The 16,549-nt window shown below is 37.0% G+C and carries 15 protein-coding genes and 1 pseudogene; 4 read left to right on the top strand and 12 right to left on the bottom strand.

Going from position 1 to position 16,549, the window contains the following annotated elements; genetic code table 11:
• Window positions 1-80: 80 nt before the first annotated feature.
• The 4 genes and pseudogenes from KD050_RS12960 to KD050_RS12945 all read right to left on the bottom strand — a co-directional run.
• Entirely contained in the window at window positions 81-2,960 is a 2,880-nt protein-coding gene (locus KD050_RS12960; protein ID WP_211892767.1) for a family 10 glycosylhydrolase, read from the bottom strand.
• Window positions 2,961-3,487: 527 nt separating this feature from the next.
• Window positions 3,488-4,744: a CYP152 family fatty-acid peroxygenase CypC gene (locus KD050_RS12955; RefSeq protein WP_211892766.1), complete on the bottom strand. Its 1,257-nt coding sequence runs from the start codon at window positions 4,742-4,744 to the stop codon at window positions 3,488-3,490.
• A 163-nt stretch (window positions 4,745-4,907) separates the two neighbouring features.
• Window positions 4,908-5,228, bottom strand: a complete 321-nt coding sequence (locus KD050_RS12950; RefSeq protein WP_370627231.1) for a four-helix bundle copper-binding protein — start codon at window positions 5,226-5,228, stop codon at window positions 4,908-4,910.
• A 78-nt stretch (window positions 5,229-5,306) separates the two neighbouring features.
• Window positions 5,307-5,500, bottom strand: a pseudogene (locus tag KD050_RS12945) (nucleoside transporter C-terminal domain-containing protein); the annotation flags it as partial.
• Window positions 5,501-5,671: 171 nt separating this feature from the next.
• Here KD050_RS12945 and KD050_RS12940 point away from each other — a divergent pair.
• The 4 genes from KD050_RS12940 to KD050_RS12925 all read left to right on the top strand — a co-directional run bounded on the left by KD050_RS12940 (window position 5,672) and on the right by KD050_RS12925 (window position 9,372).
• Complete coding sequence (locus KD050_RS12940; RefSeq protein ID WP_211892764.1) at window positions 5,672-6,373, top strand: response regulator transcription factor; 702 nt, start codon at window positions 5,672-5,674, stop codon at window positions 6,371-6,373.
• On the top strand, window positions 6,370-7,719 hold the full coding sequence (locus tag KD050_RS12935; RefSeq protein ID WP_211892763.1) for a sensor histidine kinase: 1,350 nt from the start codon (window positions 6,370-6,372) through the stop codon (window positions 7,717-7,719). The genes KD050_RS12940 and KD050_RS12935 overlap by 4 nt, the downstream gene beginning before the upstream one ends.
• A gap of 71 nt (window positions 7,720-7,790) precedes the next feature.
• Complete coding sequence (locus KD050_RS12930; protein WP_211892762.1) at window positions 7,791-8,501, top strand: PepSY domain-containing protein; 711 nt, start codon at window positions 7,791-7,793, stop codon at window positions 8,499-8,501.
• Between the two features lie 301 nt (window positions 8,502-8,802).
• On the top strand, window positions 8,803-9,372 hold the full coding sequence (locus KD050_RS12925) for a PepSY domain-containing protein (RefSeq protein ID WP_211892761.1): 570 nt from the start codon (window positions 8,803-8,805) through the stop codon (window positions 9,370-9,372).
• A gap of 85 nt (window positions 9,373-9,457) precedes the next feature.
• On the opposite strand, the gene KD050_RS12920 is transcribed toward KD050_RS12925, so the two are convergent.
• From KD050_RS12920 to KD050_RS12885, 8 genes are read right to left on the bottom strand one after another with little or no spacing between them, the layout of a single operon-like run.
• Entirely contained in the window at window positions 9,458-11,059 is a 1,602-nt protein-coding gene (locus KD050_RS12920) for a class I adenylate-forming enzyme family protein (protein ID WP_211892760.1), read from the bottom strand.
• A 10-nt stretch (window positions 11,060-11,069) separates the two neighbouring features.
• A complete protein-coding gene (locus KD050_RS12915) occupies window positions 11,070-11,849 on the bottom strand; it encodes an enoyl-CoA hydratase/isomerase family protein (protein ID WP_211892759.1) in 780 nt (259 codons plus the stop codon).
• The gene (locus KD050_RS12910; protein ID WP_211892758.1) at window positions 11,842-12,249 is read right to left on the bottom strand and encodes an acyl-CoA thioesterase; all 408 of its coding nucleotides are present in this window, start codon (window positions 12,247-12,249) and stop codon (window positions 11,842-11,844) included. Before KD050_RS12910 ends, KD050_RS12915 begins: the two co-directional genes overlap by 8 nt.
• A gap of 18 nt (window positions 12,250-12,267) precedes the next feature.
• Window positions 12,268-12,648, bottom strand: coding sequence for a hotdog family protein (locus KD050_RS12905; protein ID WP_211892757.1), 381 nt, complete (start codon window positions 12,646-12,648; stop codon window positions 12,268-12,270).
• On the bottom strand, window positions 12,645-13,025 hold the full coding sequence (locus tag KD050_RS12900; protein WP_211892756.1) for a MaoC/PaaZ C-terminal domain-containing protein: 381 nt from the start codon (window positions 13,023-13,025) through the stop codon (window positions 12,645-12,647). Before KD050_RS12900 ends, KD050_RS12905 begins: the two co-directional genes overlap by 4 nt.
• Before the next feature lie 2 nt (window positions 13,026-13,027).
• Window positions 13,028-13,873: a 3-hydroxyacyl-CoA dehydrogenase family protein gene (locus KD050_RS12895; protein WP_211892755.1), complete on the bottom strand. Its 846-nt coding sequence runs from the start codon at window positions 13,871-13,873 to the stop codon at window positions 13,028-13,030.
• 34 nt (window positions 13,874-13,907) lie between these two features.
• Window positions 13,908-15,071 (bottom strand): thiolase family protein, encoded by a 1,164-nt coding sequence (locus tag KD050_RS12890; protein ID WP_211892754.1) that lies wholly within the window; start codon window positions 15,069-15,071, stop codon window positions 13,908-13,910.
• A 36-nt stretch (window positions 15,072-15,107) separates the two neighbouring features.
• Entirely contained in the window at window positions 15,108-16,406 is a 1,299-nt protein-coding gene (locus tag KD050_RS12885; protein WP_211892753.1) for a GntP family permease, read from the bottom strand.
• Window positions 16,407-16,549: the final 143 nt, after the last annotated feature.

Here is a 16,549-nt window from a genome sequence, read left to right as displayed (position 1 = left end):
TATGCTCATATGTATTCCCCCTGCATAATAAGTTTGGGATGCACCAGATTTCCTTTGGAACACCCCAAACAATATAAACATTATTTACTTAAGACTAATTCAAGCATACGAATGAGCTCCGCTGCGTCATCTTTATCGATATGCTTACCTGCGTGCTGCTCAATTATTCCCATAATTTTCTCAAGCTTTTTGTTCCCATTTTCTTGATGCTTTACTGCTTGCTCTTCTTCCCCTCTATCCATATATTCAGCTGCTTTCTTAAAGTCTCTAGCAGCATTATCTAACTGAGCAAGAATAGCATTTTTGATGCCATTTGGATTTATATCAGCGACTTCTATAGCTTCTCTGACTACATCAAGTGTCACTTCTTCTGCAAAAACTTCCACTACTTTATAGTGGGTTTTATGCCCATCAACATGGACAACTACTTCAATTTCATTTGTGCCCGGCTGTAGTTCAACATTACTTGAAAAATCACCATTTTCATCTAAAACTGCATCTGTCCCATTTACCGTTACTTCTGCTTCTCCAGTACCAACTACTTGAACACTTCCGTTGAAATCAACACTGAGATTATTAAAAGTTTGTCCTTCGTAGTCTAAAAATCCACTTAATAACGCTGCCCTTACTTCGTCACCAATATCATAAGCGAATGCAACGGTTTGTCTTTTCTCTCTAGAACCAGATGGATCTTGCGCCGAAATAACAAAGCCACCTTCAGGAATCAGACTATTATTATCCTCCTGAGAACCCCAGCTCCATTCCATTGCCTGTCGTTTATTAACCATTTTCACGACTTGACCTGACTCGTCCACGACCGCTTCCACCCCCCATTTATTAGTGGCTGTTGATGGTCCAAAAGTATTAGAGTAGATATTAATATTTCCATCGTTTCGGTTTATATTAAGGAAATCGCCTTCAATAAAACTTGAACTATCTTTTGGATTACTAACTCCTAACTGATAATCTTTAAGGTATAACTCATTATTTATTGAGGCTTTAATAACTGGGAAGTTAGCTTGCGAATAATCGAAAAGCATAAGACCATCCGTATTCGCTAACCCAGCTTGGAAGACTTCTCTTTGAACTGCAGGCTCTTGAACATTCACCAATGCCATTCCTGCATATAATGGTAATTTCCCATCCGTCAGAATATTTCCTTGTGTAATATACTTTTTCACTTCATTTGCTGTTGTTTGATATGTTCCAATCATTAGGAAATCCAAATTTTCTGTATAGCCTGTATTAGCATATTCCTCTGTATATAGACTTTCGTGTGGAAATTTCATTCTTTCATTATATTCGAAGGTAGGACTTGCCCAGTTTACTCCGTTTAAATAATATGATTCATACCAGGAACCAACATAAGATGATAGTAATACGTCTCTATCTTCTGTTACATTATACGAATCTACTAATTCCCTTACTTCACTTGTAAAGCTTTTAATCACACTAGATCGATAGGTAAACCATTCATCGATTAACGGACCATCGATACGATCGCTACCGTTATAAGTGAAAACGTCCTCAGGCCAATTTGTTAGCTCTTTACCCTTTCCTTTTAAATATGCCTCAAATTGTACTTTAGACTCATCACTAAAATCCGCAAAATAATTGTCATATCTTCCACGATCTAAAAGCACTCCATCAACATCATAGTTCTTAATAACCTCTTCAAATGTATCTAATTGATATTCTCGCGCTTCTGAGTTTGCAGGGTTGACAAAAGCAACAAGAGCACCGCTTTTTCCATAATCACTTTCACGTAACCTTAAAATTTCCCCGCTATCCTCATAGCGATATACTTCCTCTTCCCAATCCAAATGATCGTTAAGTACCGCATACTCATTATGAGCAATTGAACCTTCAGCAAATACGTTTATAGCTGCATGCACTTCTAATCCCAGGCTATGGGAATGAGTGATGAACTCTTCCAATATATCGAGATTTGGATTTGATCCTGCTCTAGCAGGTGAAGTCATTTCACTAACGTACGGTCTACCAGTTAAGTCGTTTTCCTTGTAAGCTGCAAATCCTTCTACACCTTTAACATCCAATGCAATTGCAGTTACACCAGCATCCTTCGCTTCGACTAGCATATTATAGACATCCTCTGATGATTGAAAACGACGTACATTTGGTCCTTGTTCTATCCATAAAAAAACTTTCTTTTCTTCTGTTTGCGTTTCTTTATAGTAAACAATTAAAGACTGAGTCTCATGCAATCTATCATTTTTATAAATTTCTAAATCTATATAATTTGTACCTATATCAACTATTTGTGTGAAACTAAACGTTCCATCTGCTGCTAAACCTATTTCTTTTCCATTAGCTTTTAACTGATACGTTTGATCAACTTCAAAGTTCTTAATTGATCCAGATATGTCAGTTTGCTGTTCTGTGACGGTATACATCAACTCATTATTTAACTGAATTCCTGCAAGTAAGCCATCACCTTTCATGAATTCCGAAATTGGAACGACTTCTCCATTCTTTCTTAGCTTAATAATGTCATTGGCTTTAAAATTTGTTGCCAAATACTTTCTAAAGTTCTTTGTTCCCCAGGAATCATCATGAGCTAATAGAATATATCCACCCTCAGGAACCGCAAGAAATTGTTCATCTTCCCAGATTGGTGCCGATCCACTATTGGATTGACTTACAACTCTTAACACTTGATTGTTCTGGTCTACTTGGACGGCAACCCAAAACTTTTTTACAAGTATCTCACTAGCAAACTCCTCGGTATAAAGTGCAATAAAATCAGATTTCCCTTCGATACTCTCATCAATGAAATCTATCTCATGCCTAGGTCCTTCTACGCTAATCGTTGGGTCTACTGGTGCAGCTTCCACTTCAATAAAATCATCACCTGAAACCTCTGCTGAGATTGAAATAGGTAGCAAACCAATTATAAGTAACAAAGAAACTAGTAAACTTATTTGCCGATAATACTTCATACAATCATCCATCCCCTCTCCATTATTAATATAGCTAGTTACCTTTTAACTCTTACCCCGCCAGTTTTTTGGCCCTGTTGTAATTTACATAATTAATTAAGGAGGATAATATCGCCTAAATATCATTAACTATTGGATAAATCCTTCACAATTAAAATACACCACCTCCATTCCGGAGTCAATATAATAATGAGAAATTTCTAAAAATTCGGTTACTATATACTAGATTCAAAATTCACTTAGGTTAAAAGTCACGCATCAAATATATGTACAGTTTGTGCTCATAAAAAAAGGCTTCGGTACTAGGCATCGACAAATAGGAGACTTTTTCTCTAAGATAGGCACCCTTCTTATAAAATCACCACAAAAAAAGAGGCAGATCGTGACATCAGTCATGAACTGTCTCTCCAAAAAACAATAATTAATATAACGACATTTTGTCTAAAGCCCTGCGGAAAAAATTTAAACAGACCTTGTTACTTAAAGGGCACAAACGCCTTTCTTAACAGATATTTGCCGGGTTTTTCTTATTTACATATAATATTTTCCAAGATAATCCCACTCTTCGGGATACTCGGCATACTAACCAAGCTATAACTTAAGTCTTGCTCAGGGAGCTTGTAAATAAGGTGATTTACTAAATAATTGAGGGATACTTCCATTATTTCTATGGTCACAAATTCCCCTGCACAGCGGTGACCCATCATATAATCCCCTCCACCCTGTGGAATGAAATCGAACTGACTTTTATTCCATCCAGAAAACCTATATGGGTTAAATAAATCTGGGTTATCCCACAATTCCGCATCATGATTTGTTCCATACAAATCAAGTAGAGTCAACGTTCCTTCCTTAAACGAATAGCCCTCCCAAGTAAAATCTTTTCTTACTTTAGCTGCAGCCATTGGAAAGAATGGATAAAAACGTCGTACTTCTTGAACAAACATTTGAAAATATTTCGCATCTGCAGTCTCGAGCTTTTCTTTCTGCTCAGGGTAATGGTGAATTGCAAGTGCAGTAAAATTAATATATATAGCAATCGCCACAATAGGTCTTATAATATTTACCACTTCTACTGCGGCTATTTTTCCCTCTAACCACTTACCTTCCAAGTCTTTGTGCAAAGAGATTTCACGTAACGCAGTCCCTTCAGGTGGAGTCAGATTCCCTTCTCGAACCTGATTAACCAAACCTCCTATCCAATGCTCTACCTGCTTACGTGCATGTCTCCCTTTCCAATGCTGAGGACCAAGAGCGGTTGGAGATTCAAACAAAGCAGCTAGCTGCTCAGCTCGTTCTTTTACTTCCTCTTCCTTAATCGGAACTCCTCCCCATTCACATGCAATTCTACACATGATTTCTTTTGCCTCATCATACAAAATGATCTGGTCCATCTGCTCCCACTTCTGTGCAGCAAATCGCCATTGCATTTCCGTAATTTCATGTAGAGCTTCTAGGCGATTCTTTGTCATCAATGACATAAACATCGACTTGCGATGGCGATGTGCCTCATCGTCTAATGTTTGGATCCCTTCCTCACCAAACAACGTCTTTTGCAAACGTTTAGGTGCTACCTCATGTCGCATGAATTTTTCTTCATTATAAAACAGTTCTGCCGCTTTTTCTCCACTCATACAAATTGCACTTTGTCCTAATAAACGAGTTTCGAATACGTTGGAGGCAAAGCTTTTCTTTCTATTCGGAATGTACATATAACCTTCTCTTAACAAACTCAGACTATGGTCCAGCCCTTCTTCACGAGGAATACTTTTAGTCATGTTCATACACCCTTTCCCTCTAAAACTCTCCTCATCATCTTTTCCCTATTGCATCTTATTAAAACTTAGTAATATAAATAGTAAAAAAACAAGAAATTCAGGAAGTGCTTATATATATAAAAACCCCATCCACTCGAAATGGATGGGGTTTACTAACTATATATTATATCTATGCAATCATTTGACGACAGGCTTCAGCACATTTACGGCAAGCCTCTGCACACCGCTTACAATGTTCATGGTCATGTTTTGCGCATTCTTCTGCACAATCCTCACAAATTCTAGCACATAAATCACAAATTTCTTTAACGAATGGACTATTGCGAGTCATCGCTTGTACAGCATAACTACAAATATCTGCACATTCTCTGTCTAGCCTAATACAACCTGCCATCATTTTCACGTGTTCTTCATTTAGGCAGGCTTGGAAACAATTATTACATACCTCCAAGCACTCTTGACATGCTTTAATACATTCTTCATAGGACATTTGCAAAATAGATCTCCTCACTTTCCATAAACTCACTTAGTTATGGATTCCCTAAAACTAAGCAACTAAACGAATTTATCAAAAAGAAAAGGAAAAATTATATATAAACATCCCAGCTATAGATGCACTTAATAGTGAAGCAAGTGTTTCAGCTGCTACTGCACGAAGTACTAGACGAGCAATATCTGAACGACGATTTGGTGCCATTACTCCAAGACCACCAAGTAAAATAGCCATAGAACTTAATTGGCAAATCCACATAATGCAAAGCTAAAGGCTATTCAAACTTTTCAAGCTTAAATGATTACTGTAGCTTTTCCCTATTTCACCTAAAATAACATTGTTTTTTTGAACCCTATATAAAGTCCAAATCATCACTTACTCCTAGATTATTAATTATTGATATAATGGAGCCATATTAAGGTTCGAAAGGTGGGATTAATTTGTCTAAAGAATCTATTTTAATCGTAGAAGATGAAGCAAAAATTGTTAGGCTACTCGAAATCGAATTAGAATATGAAGGTTATGAAACCGGCAAGGCATTGGATGGAATTGATGCCTTTGAAATGTTTCTTACACAAAAATGGGATTTGATCTTACTAGATATAATGCTTCCAGGTATGAGTGGAATTGAATTACTTCGACGCATTCGAGGAAAAAATTCTTCAGTTCCAATTATTTTATTGACCGCCAAGGATTCTATTGAAAACAAAGTTTCCGGTCTTGACCTTGGTGCAAGTGACTACATAACAAAGCCCTTTAGAACAGAAGAATTGCTTGCTAGAATTCGTGCAGTGCTTAGGATGAGCCAAGCAACTATCCCTCCAAGTCCCATAGATGACGAATGGCTTCAGTTCAGTGATTTACGAGTGAATGACAAAACAAGAGAAGTTGTTAGAAGTGATTTAGAAGTCAGTTTGACTCCGAAGGAATATGATTTACTTTTATATTTATTGAAAAACAAACGACAAGTTCTAGACCGCGGACAAATTCTTGAAGCCGTTTGGGGCTACGACTACTACGGAGATACTAAAATCGTTGATGTATATATCAGATATTTGCGAAAAAAAATTGACGCAGATTTTGATACTCCACTTATTCATACAGTGAGAGGCGTAGGATATGTCCTGAAGGATGCCACATGAAGCTTCGCAGTAAAATAAATTTATATACGTCTGTATTATTTATCGTGCTTCTCATATGCATGAACGTCTCCATCTATTTTGTATTCAGTCATCTGATGAAAGAAAATGAGTTGGAGCGTGCACAGGCAGAGGCCGAAAAGGTTGCCACAGAAATAGGAAATGCCGTAGATGGTATTGCCCCTAGTGATTTAATACTTGCTTTCGTCCCTGTGGACGGCATGATCCAAATTTTGAAAGAGGATTTGACAAGTGATGGGAAAACCACTTCTACTTCTGCAGAAAAACTACGAGCAAGGAAGAGTAATTTTTATCCGGGTGAGTTTAGTGAATTGATATCGTATGATGGAACTCCTTATGTATTTGTATCCTCTCCTATTGTATGGAGTGATGGAACTGTCGTGAATTTACAGTTGACTACTAGCATTGAATCTACAAACGATATGATCCATTTATTAGCAATCGTCTTAATATTTGTAACGGTGATTGCTATGATACCGACTTTTGTTTCTAGTAGAATTCTAAGTAATTTAATCATCCAACCAATTCGTACAATGATTAATACGATGAAGGATATTCAAAAAAGCGGTCAATTTAAACAATTGAAGTTAGAGGATACTACCGAAGGAGAGCTAGTCGAGATGGGCGAAACGTTCAATCATATGATGGCGTTGCTTAAAACGAACTATGAAAAGCAGGAGCAATTTGTCTCTAATGCATCACACGAGCTTCGAACTCCTTTAACTATTATTGAAAATTATGCAGATTTACTGAAGCGGCGAGGTCTTGAACGACCCGACTTATTTGAGGAATCCATTGATGCAATCCACTCCGAAGCTATACGAATGCGAGAAATGACAGAGCAGTTATTGTCCATTGCAAGGCATGAGCAATGGAATATTCACACGGAGCAGATTAATATTACCCGGCTTGTACAAGAAACAGTAAACGCTTTTCAAACTACTTACCAACGAGATATAAATATCGAAGGTAGCTACCAAATAATTGGCTATACAGACATTCAAAAGCTAAAGCAATTACTTTTTATCTTTTTAGATAATGCGCGTAAGTATAGTGAAGGTCCGATTACCGTTCATGTTGACCAGACAGAAAAAGAATCGATTATCCAAATCGAGGATAAAGGAATTGGCATTCCTAAAGAGGATTTACCAAAAGTATTTGATCGATTTTATCGAGTGGATCAGGCAAGAAGTCGTAAGCAAGGTGGATCAGGTCTCGGTTTAACTATGGCAAAAGATATTGCTGATGCACTCGGTGCACGAATTGAAATAAATAGTAAAGAAAGCCAAGGAACAATTGTGACGCTTTTCATGCCAATAGAAGAATAGTCGCTCTCCCCAAATTCTTACTTTCGAGTTATATACTATAGCCAACAAACTGAACCATGAGGTGACACACGATGAAGAAAAATAAACCCCTTTGGATAACCGGAGGAATTATACTAGTGGTTTTGTTAGTATTAGGTGTGCTATGGCTATCTCCTTTTTCAACAAAGACTCTTACAGAGGAGGAATTGAAGGCAACTGCACTTACAAAATACCCTGGTGAAATTATACGTACAGCTAAATCCGATAACGAGTATGAGATTGAAGTACAAATGGCGAATGGAGTTTACGCTATTAAGATGGATACCAACAACGGAAATATTCTTTCCCTAAAGCAAATAGCGACTGAGGAATTGTCCCCTTCTGTTGACAAACTAACTGAAGCTCAAATAAAAAAAGAAATCGCTACACAAGGAGACCTTCAATCCATTCGTTTTATAAATGCAGACACCTCTTACTATAAAGCAGTTGTTCGTAAAGAAAATGTAGAAATCACTTTAAAAGTAGACCCGTATGATGGTTCCATAATAGACTCGTCTCAAGCTCCAATAGAAGCTCATGTATCAACGGAGAGCATTCTCCTTACAGAAAAAGAGGCACTCACTATTGCAGCAGACCATTTAAAAGGAATTGCTGATGATGATGCAGAACTTCATCAACCTTCTGGCCAAACACCATACTACTTGGTGGAGGTTGAGATTGAAAATGGAGATGAGGATCGTGAAGCGGTTGTCCAAGTTGATGCATATACTGGTACGGTGAAATCGATAAATTGGGAGAACTAAGAAGAAGTCCGAAATAAGGTTGGTCGTGGCTAAAGCCGCTACCAACCTTTCTTTTTTGGTAATTGCTGAAGACGATATTATTGTGACGAGCGTATATGGTATTATTTCGGAGGTTACTTGCGCTTTAGCTTCATTTGCTTGCTCAAAAGTCGCTATTACTTGCGAATTAGAAATTCCCCCCAATCTTTCTATGAGTCTTTTTTTATTTTCTATCCAAATTTTAACCTTTCCCTCCCCGTCTTTTCTTTTTAGCTGTATATAGTAATACATGTAAAGCAAACAAAACTTAGGAGGAGAAAAAATGAAAAAATTAGTAATTGGTTCATTAGCAGCTGCACTTGTGATTAGCGGAGGAATTGGGATTAATGCTTTAGCAGATGACGACAACATAAATTTAAGTAAAACTCAAAGTGAAAAATTAATTGGTATCGAAAAAGCTAAAGAAGTAGCACTGAAGGAAGCAACAGGTACGATTGAAAGTGTAGACCTCGAAAAAAATAATGGAAAAACATTTTATGAGGTAGATATAGACGGAGAAAAGTCAAAGGATTACGAAGTGCGAGTAGATGCCTATAATTCAAAAGTATTGAATGTAAGAGAAGATAACGATGACCGAGATGATGACGATGATCAAGATAAAGTAACTACAAGCACAAAACTTATTACAGAAGCTAAAGCAATTGAAATTGCACAAAAACAAATTCAAGGAACACTATCAGACATCAAATTAGATTCGGATGACGGTCGATATGAATATGAAATAGAGCTTCGCACAGCTAAAGGTAAAGCAGAGTTCACAATCGACGCAAGTACAGGAGAAATTCTTGAGCATGAACTTGATAATGATGACGACGATCGTTATGACGATTAATAAAATAACAGCAACTTACCGCTTGATGGGGAACCATCAAGCGGTTTTCTATTAAACAGATAGATGTTGCACAGAATATCTTAAATTATACTACTTTCTCTTTTAACAGACGTCTTAACACTTTACCGGAACTTGTTTTAGGAAGTTCATCTAGGAACTCAATTTCACGGGGATATTTATAAGCAGACATTTTATCTCTTGCCCATTCAATAATTTCCAATTCTGATACTTTCATACCCTCTTCCAAGACAACAAAAGCCTTTACAGATTCTCCTCTTACTGGATCCGGTACGCCTATTACAGCTACTTGGTTAATTTTTTCATGCTTTGATAGCATTTTTTCTACTTCTTCTGGATAAACACTGTATCCCGAGCATTTAATCATTTCTTTAACCCTACCTAAGAAATATAAAAAACCATCTTCATCAAACATTCCTATATCACCAGTAATGAAATAATCACGATGGAATGATTCCTTTGTCTCTTCTACTCTTCCTTTGTAACCTTTAAATACACTCGGCCCTTTTACAAGAATCATTCCTTGCTCACCAACTGGCATTTCTTCATCATAATTATCAAATTGAACTATTTTGACCTCTGTATCAAAGGTTGGTTTACCAACACTGCCATATTTTATTTCCTTAGGTGGAGTCATAGCGTTTCCTGTATGGGTTTCACTCATCCCATAGGCAAACTCCATTAAAGGCTTCCCAGTTATTCGTTCCCAATCATCTGAAATCTCTTGTGATATTTGAATGCCAAAACTTGTTACAATATTAATCTTCAAATGACTAAAGTCAATTTGATGAATCAACTCTTCTCTCATCATTTGTATATTCATTGGCGTGGTCGTGTATAAAACAGTTGCTTTGTAACGTTCAAATGCTTGGAGCATACCTTTTGACTCAAATCGAGTAAGTAACACTATATCGGCTCCAACAACCATTGCACTAAGTAAACTTACAAGTTTTCCAGCAATATGAAAGATTGGCATGGCTGCAATGTATGTATCATCCTTTGTAAAACCAAAATTCTTTGCAACACAAGTTGCTTGAAACTCAGAGTTTGTAAAAGTGAGCATCGCCCCTTTTGGAGAACCAGTCGTACCAGAAGTATAAATAATTAAGCTTACATCTTCATTCATATTAATATCTACGTTACTTTCATAATCATACTTATCATCTTTTAAAATTGAAGACCATTCCAGCACGTTATCAAATTGTTTTTCTATTATCTTCTCTGGAAAATCTGGATAAGGAGATTCAGGCAAATAATCACGATAACTAGTTGTTATTTTACTTTGTACATTCGTTTCATCTTGGATTTTTTCATAAACTTCAAATAGATCAGGAGTTGTAATAAGGACTTTTGCATTTAAGTCATTTAATTGGTATTTTAGTTCCCATTCTTTGAACATCGGATTACATGGTCCAACAATTGCCCCTATTTTCTGTGTTGCAAAAAAGGCTATCACATATTGAGGACAGTTTTGAAGGAAAAGTGCCACTGTATCACCTTTTTTCACCCCATGATCAACAAGAAAATTAGACATTCGATTTATCGAATCCCATAACTCTCCATACGAAATCTCTTGCCCATAGAAATTAATAGCTGTTTTCTCGGAACTTAATTTTGCATGTTCTTCAATGTAAGAATGGATTGGTTGATTTTGTAATGTTAGTTGCATTCTGAATTCCTCACTTCCCTTTAAAATTAGACTCTCTTTTGTCGATAAAAGCTTGCTTCCCTTCTGCGTAATCCTCTGTATAGAAGGAAGCTAAGGTCGAATACGTCTGTACTTGGAAGGCTTCTTCTATAGCCATACTCTCACTAGTATGCATTGCTTTCTTCATTAAGCCTATGGCGCGGGTAGCACTCATTGATAAATGCCCTGCTAACTTTTCTACTTCCTGATCTAATGCTTCCAGCTCTACTTGTTTATAAAGTAAGCCCCAATTAAACGCCTCTTCTGTTCCGAACATTTCTCCTAAGAACAGGTATCTTACTGCACGGTGATATCCAATTCGTTTTTGTAGAAGATATGTACCTGCAGAAATTCCTCTTAGAACAAACGGGAGACCGAATTTAGTATCTGTTGATGCAATTATGAAATCAGCTGCCAAGGCAATTTCAAAACCTGCTCCTAAAGCATACTTTTGCGCCTTTATAATAATTGGTTTTTCTAAACTTTTCATCGTTAGGACAACTGCAGGATATCCATCTGAATACTCCGTTAACTTATCTGTGGGATTAGGATTATTCTCTGTACCCATGTCAACGAGATCATCACCCGCACAAAATGCCTTTCCATTTCCTTCTATTATGACAACTCGAATTTCGTCGTTTTTCTTACTTTCTATTAGATAGTCTATCAAATCTGCAATCATGTCATTATCTAATGCATTCAAGGCATTCGGACGATTTAACGTAATTCTAGCTATATGATTTTCTACTTGAAAAATTACTTTATTACTCATTTAACCCCTCCTCGTACAAATGTTTTTCTAATTCTTTTCGAATATCATCTGGTATGTTCTCGCTTTTGTTTTCATGCACATTATAGTTAACGTAAATAGTGTTTGCTTGAACAGTCATTCTATCTTGCTGCCAAATCTCCTCATACAGTTCTAAACTAGAGTTTCCAATTCGTTTCACCCAGCATTTAACAACTACATCTGTTCCAAAATATATTTGTTGTTTATATTCAACGGTTGTTTTTAAAATAATCATTTTCCAGTTTTCAAAACTTAAATCCGGATTGAACAAGGAGAAGAGCTTATTTCTACCACCTTCTAACCATATCGGCACCGTTGTGTTATTTATATGTCCTACCCCATCAGTTTCAGAAACACGTGGTTCAATTATTGTTTGATACATCGTATTCTCTCCTTTCCTTTATAATTTACTGTTCAACATAATCTCCCAGATTCCTGCTGCGATCACTTCTTCACCTACAAATAGTTCCATCTTTATATCATATAAAAATCTTTTATTACTAAAGCTTTTATTATCTAGAATTTGGTATGCTACTGAAAGGGACTCTCCAATCTTTACATGCCTGTTAAATCTCCACTTTTGGCCTACAACTGCTACTAAAAACGTATCCAAGTCGAGTGTTCTATTTAGGATTCCAATAGCAACCATTACCACCTGACGATTATCTATCCAATCATTTTTTTGCGGAGTTTCATCATTTAAAAGTTTTTGAAAAAGAAATCTGTCGGTTTCATATAACGTTCTGCTGATTGGTGTATTTGGTTGCTTGATAAAGTTCAAATCTTTAGCACCTCATTGCCATAAGAGAACTGTAAAGAACCATCCATTACAAGCTCACTACCATTTTTATAAACGGAGAAATGTAGATTATTCACATCTGTTCGTGTAATCTTGTATTCAACAAAAATTTCATCTCCAATAGTGACGCTTCTTTTATAGGAAGTCTCAAACTCATATATATACGTATATCTTGATTCCTGCTTCTCTACTAACCCAGTTGCTAAGGAAAACACTGTGTCCCCGTGCATAATGACATCTCCAAAACGAGACTGTTTCATCAATGGGCTGTTAGAGTGGATGTTTAAATCTCCTTCCCAAATAATGGGCAACAGCAAATGGCTTTCTGTAATCAACAAATGATCTGTTTTGATAACCATAGCTAGTTATAATCATAAAAACCTTTGCCAGATTTTCTTCCCAATTTCCCTGCCTCAACCATTCTTTTCAGCAAGGGACAGGGACGGTACTTGGAGTCTCCAAAACCTTCATATAAGCTTTCGAGTGCATAGAGGGTTGTGTCAAGGCCACATTCATCAGCAAGGCGTAGAGGACCGATTGGATGGTTTGCTCCAAGCTTTACTCCTCTGTCTACTTCTTCAGGGTCCGTGCCTTCCATGACTAAAAATGCCGCCTCGTTCATCATTGGAAGCAGAATACGGTTTACGATAAAGCCAGGATAATCCTGTGCAGTAACCGTTTCTTTGTTAATTGCTTTTGCATATTCCTTCACTCGAGAAAGTGTTTCCACAGAGGTCTCAATCGAAGTAATTATTTCCAATAGCTTCATAATTGGTACTGGACTAAAGAAATGCATTCCGATCACCTTATCTGGTCGCTTTGTTACTGAACCAATAGCTGCGATAGATAATGAAGAAGTGTTGCTCGCTAATATAGCATTTGATTGAACGAGTTCATCGAGTTGTTTAAACACCTGTTGCTTTAAGTCTAATCTTTCAGGAACGGCTTCAATGACTAAATCTACATCTTTTCCATCCTGAATGTTTGTCGAATAATGTATAGAACTATGAATTCTCTGTTCATCATCAACTGTATATTTCTCTCTCTTTAACATCGATTGAATACTTTTAGTTATAAAATTTTTTCCTCTTGTTAAATCTTCCTCTGAACGATCTGTTAAAATTACTGGAATTCCTGCTAAAGCAAATACCTGTGCTATTCCACTTCCCATAAGTCCTGCGCCAACTATCATTACTTTCTTTCCCATTTCATAACCTCATTTCTATATACTAATCCTTGATTTAAACTTTTCTTACAATTACAGTAGCTCCCTGTCCCCCACCAATACATAGGGTTGCAAGTCCATATTCTTTATTTCTTCGAATCAATTCATGTACTAAAGAAACAATGATTCTGGAACCAGAACTTCCCACAGGGTGTCCAAGAGCGATAGCTCCCCCATTAACATTAACGATTTCTTCATTTAGATTTAGCTCTTTTATTACTGCTAACGCTTGGGAAGCAAACGCCTCGTTTAGTTCTATCAAATCTATATCCTCTAAGCGTAGATTTGCTTTTTTTAGTGCGAGCTTGGTTGCTGGGACTGGTCCTATTCCCATTACACTTGGATCCACACCAGCAGAGGCAACGGAAATAATTTCGGCTAGAGGGGTTAAATTATATTCTTTGACCATACTTTCGGAAGCAATAAGTAAAACCGAAGCTCCATCATTTAACCCTGAAGCACTTCCTGCTGAAACACTTCCATTCTCTTTAAAGGCAGCAGGTAACTTTTCTAATGCCTCTAATGATGTAGCACGTGGATGTTCATCGGTGAGGAATACTTCTTTTATGGTTTCAATTGGCACAATTTCTTTTTCAAACACACCATTTTGAATAGCTTCAGCGGCTTTTACTTGGCTATTTAAAGCAAATATATCTTGTTCTTTACGAGAAATATTATACTGTTCAGCAACATTCTCAGCTGTTACTCCCATATGATAATTTTCTTTCGAGCATATTAACCCATCATGAAGTATACTATCCTCCAATTGGATGGCGCCTAGCTTTTTCCCCCAGCGACTATCCTTTGAAATATAAGGAACATTACTCATACTTTCTGTTCCACCAGCTACAATTAGGTTTGCTTCTCCTGCCTTTATTTGCTGATAAGCTAATGAAACAGACCGCATACCAGAGGCACATTGTTTATTAATCGTCATAGCCGGTACGGAGTTGGGTATCCCCCCCATTAAGGCAGCTTGCCTCGCTGGGTTGGCTTTCCCTCCTGCTTGATAGACGTTCCCAATAATGACTTCATCTATTTTTTCAAGTGAAACTTTCAAATCTTTGACAGTTGCTTTTATAACTTCTGCACATAATTCAGCGGAGCTGAATTGCTTCAAGCTTCCTCCAAATCTTCCTACTGCTGTCCTTAGAGCAGATACAATATATACTTTTTCCATAATTTCACCTCATCTTGTTGTCTATCAAACTACTAATTATGTGAAAATCGTAAATAAAACTACGGCCAAGGCAGTTGCACACATCGTGAGTACTACGGCCATCAAGGCAACAGCAGGATAAGCCCGCTTAAAGGTTTCATGACTGATGTTGCGAATCGTTGTAACGATGTAGCCATTGTGCGGCAAGGATGCCAAACCATCAGAAGACATTACAGATACACGGTGTAATGCACCAGGATCTACCCCCATGTTCAAATAAATTGGAGACAGGATTGGAAGAGAGATTCCTAATCCACCTGAAGCAGAACCAGTTAAACCTGCAATTAAGTTAATACAAATTGCCATACTTAACAGTGGTGGTCCTGGAATTTCTAAGACTGTTTCAACGATTTGCGTAAAGCCAGTCGTTAAAGCAGCAACTTTACCAAAGGCAATAACAGCACTTGTATTACAAATTGCAACAATTGCATCGTTTGACCCTTTGCCTAATACATCCCAGAATCCATTGATAAACTTAAACATTGTCAGACACGCTATCACAATAGCTCCCAATAGAGCTAAGATTGCTGCCGTATTGGCATTAAATAATTGTGAATACGTAACCATTCCTGCAACCACAACGATTACAGGGAGAAGTGCAAGATAGATGTTTGGTAGTTTTCTTTTGTTTTCTTCATCAGTCTCTATGTCTGAATCATATTTTTCAAATTTTTCTCCTCTTTTTACCGCATTTCTAATAAGTAAATGAAGGAAGAAAGTACCCAGTATAAAGTTGAATAGAGAAGCAATCATACCGATCCAAAACCCTGAATAAGGTGTGGTACCAAAAAACTCTGTCGGCATGATATTTTGTATTTCAGGAGATCCAGGTAAAAACATTGTAAAAGTAACAGATCCAAAAACTAATGCTGCCGGTATAAATCGACGTGGTAGATTTGCATTTCTAAATAAAGATACTGCAAGTGGATAAACAGCAAAACCTACAACGAATAATGAAACTCCACCATAAGTCATAATTGCACACGCTAATACAACCGCCATTACCGCTCCTTTAGGACCAATGATTTTCATAACCCACACTGCAATTGCTTCAGCAGCTCCAGTTTCAGCCATTACCTTACCGAAAATTGCTCCGAGCAAGAATAACAAGAAATACGTGGCAAAGTAACCGGTAAAACCTTGCATATACGTTCCCGTCATTGCTTCAATGATGTCTTGACCAGAAGTTAATGCGACAAACGTACTTGCTACTACAGCACTGATAATAATATTAATACCTTTAACTGTCATATATATTAATATTGCCAACCCAATTAACAACATAATAACACTCATCTTACATCCCCCTAACAAAGTTTATATTTATTCATTCAATTCAATTTCATAATTACTTATGTCTATAAAAAACACGAACGTTAATGTGATTCTACACTCGGTTATTCGCTGATACAAAATGGATTTTGTTGATTGGAGCAAAA

Source organism: Psychrobacillus sp. INOP01 (assembly GCF_018140925.1).
In the GTDB taxonomy this organism is placed as follows: Bacteria; Bacillota; Bacilli; order Bacillales_A; family Planococcaceae; genus Psychrobacillus.
The sequence above is the reverse complement of the archived record's forward strand: the minus strand, read 5'-3'. Positions and strand labels throughout refer to the sequence as shown.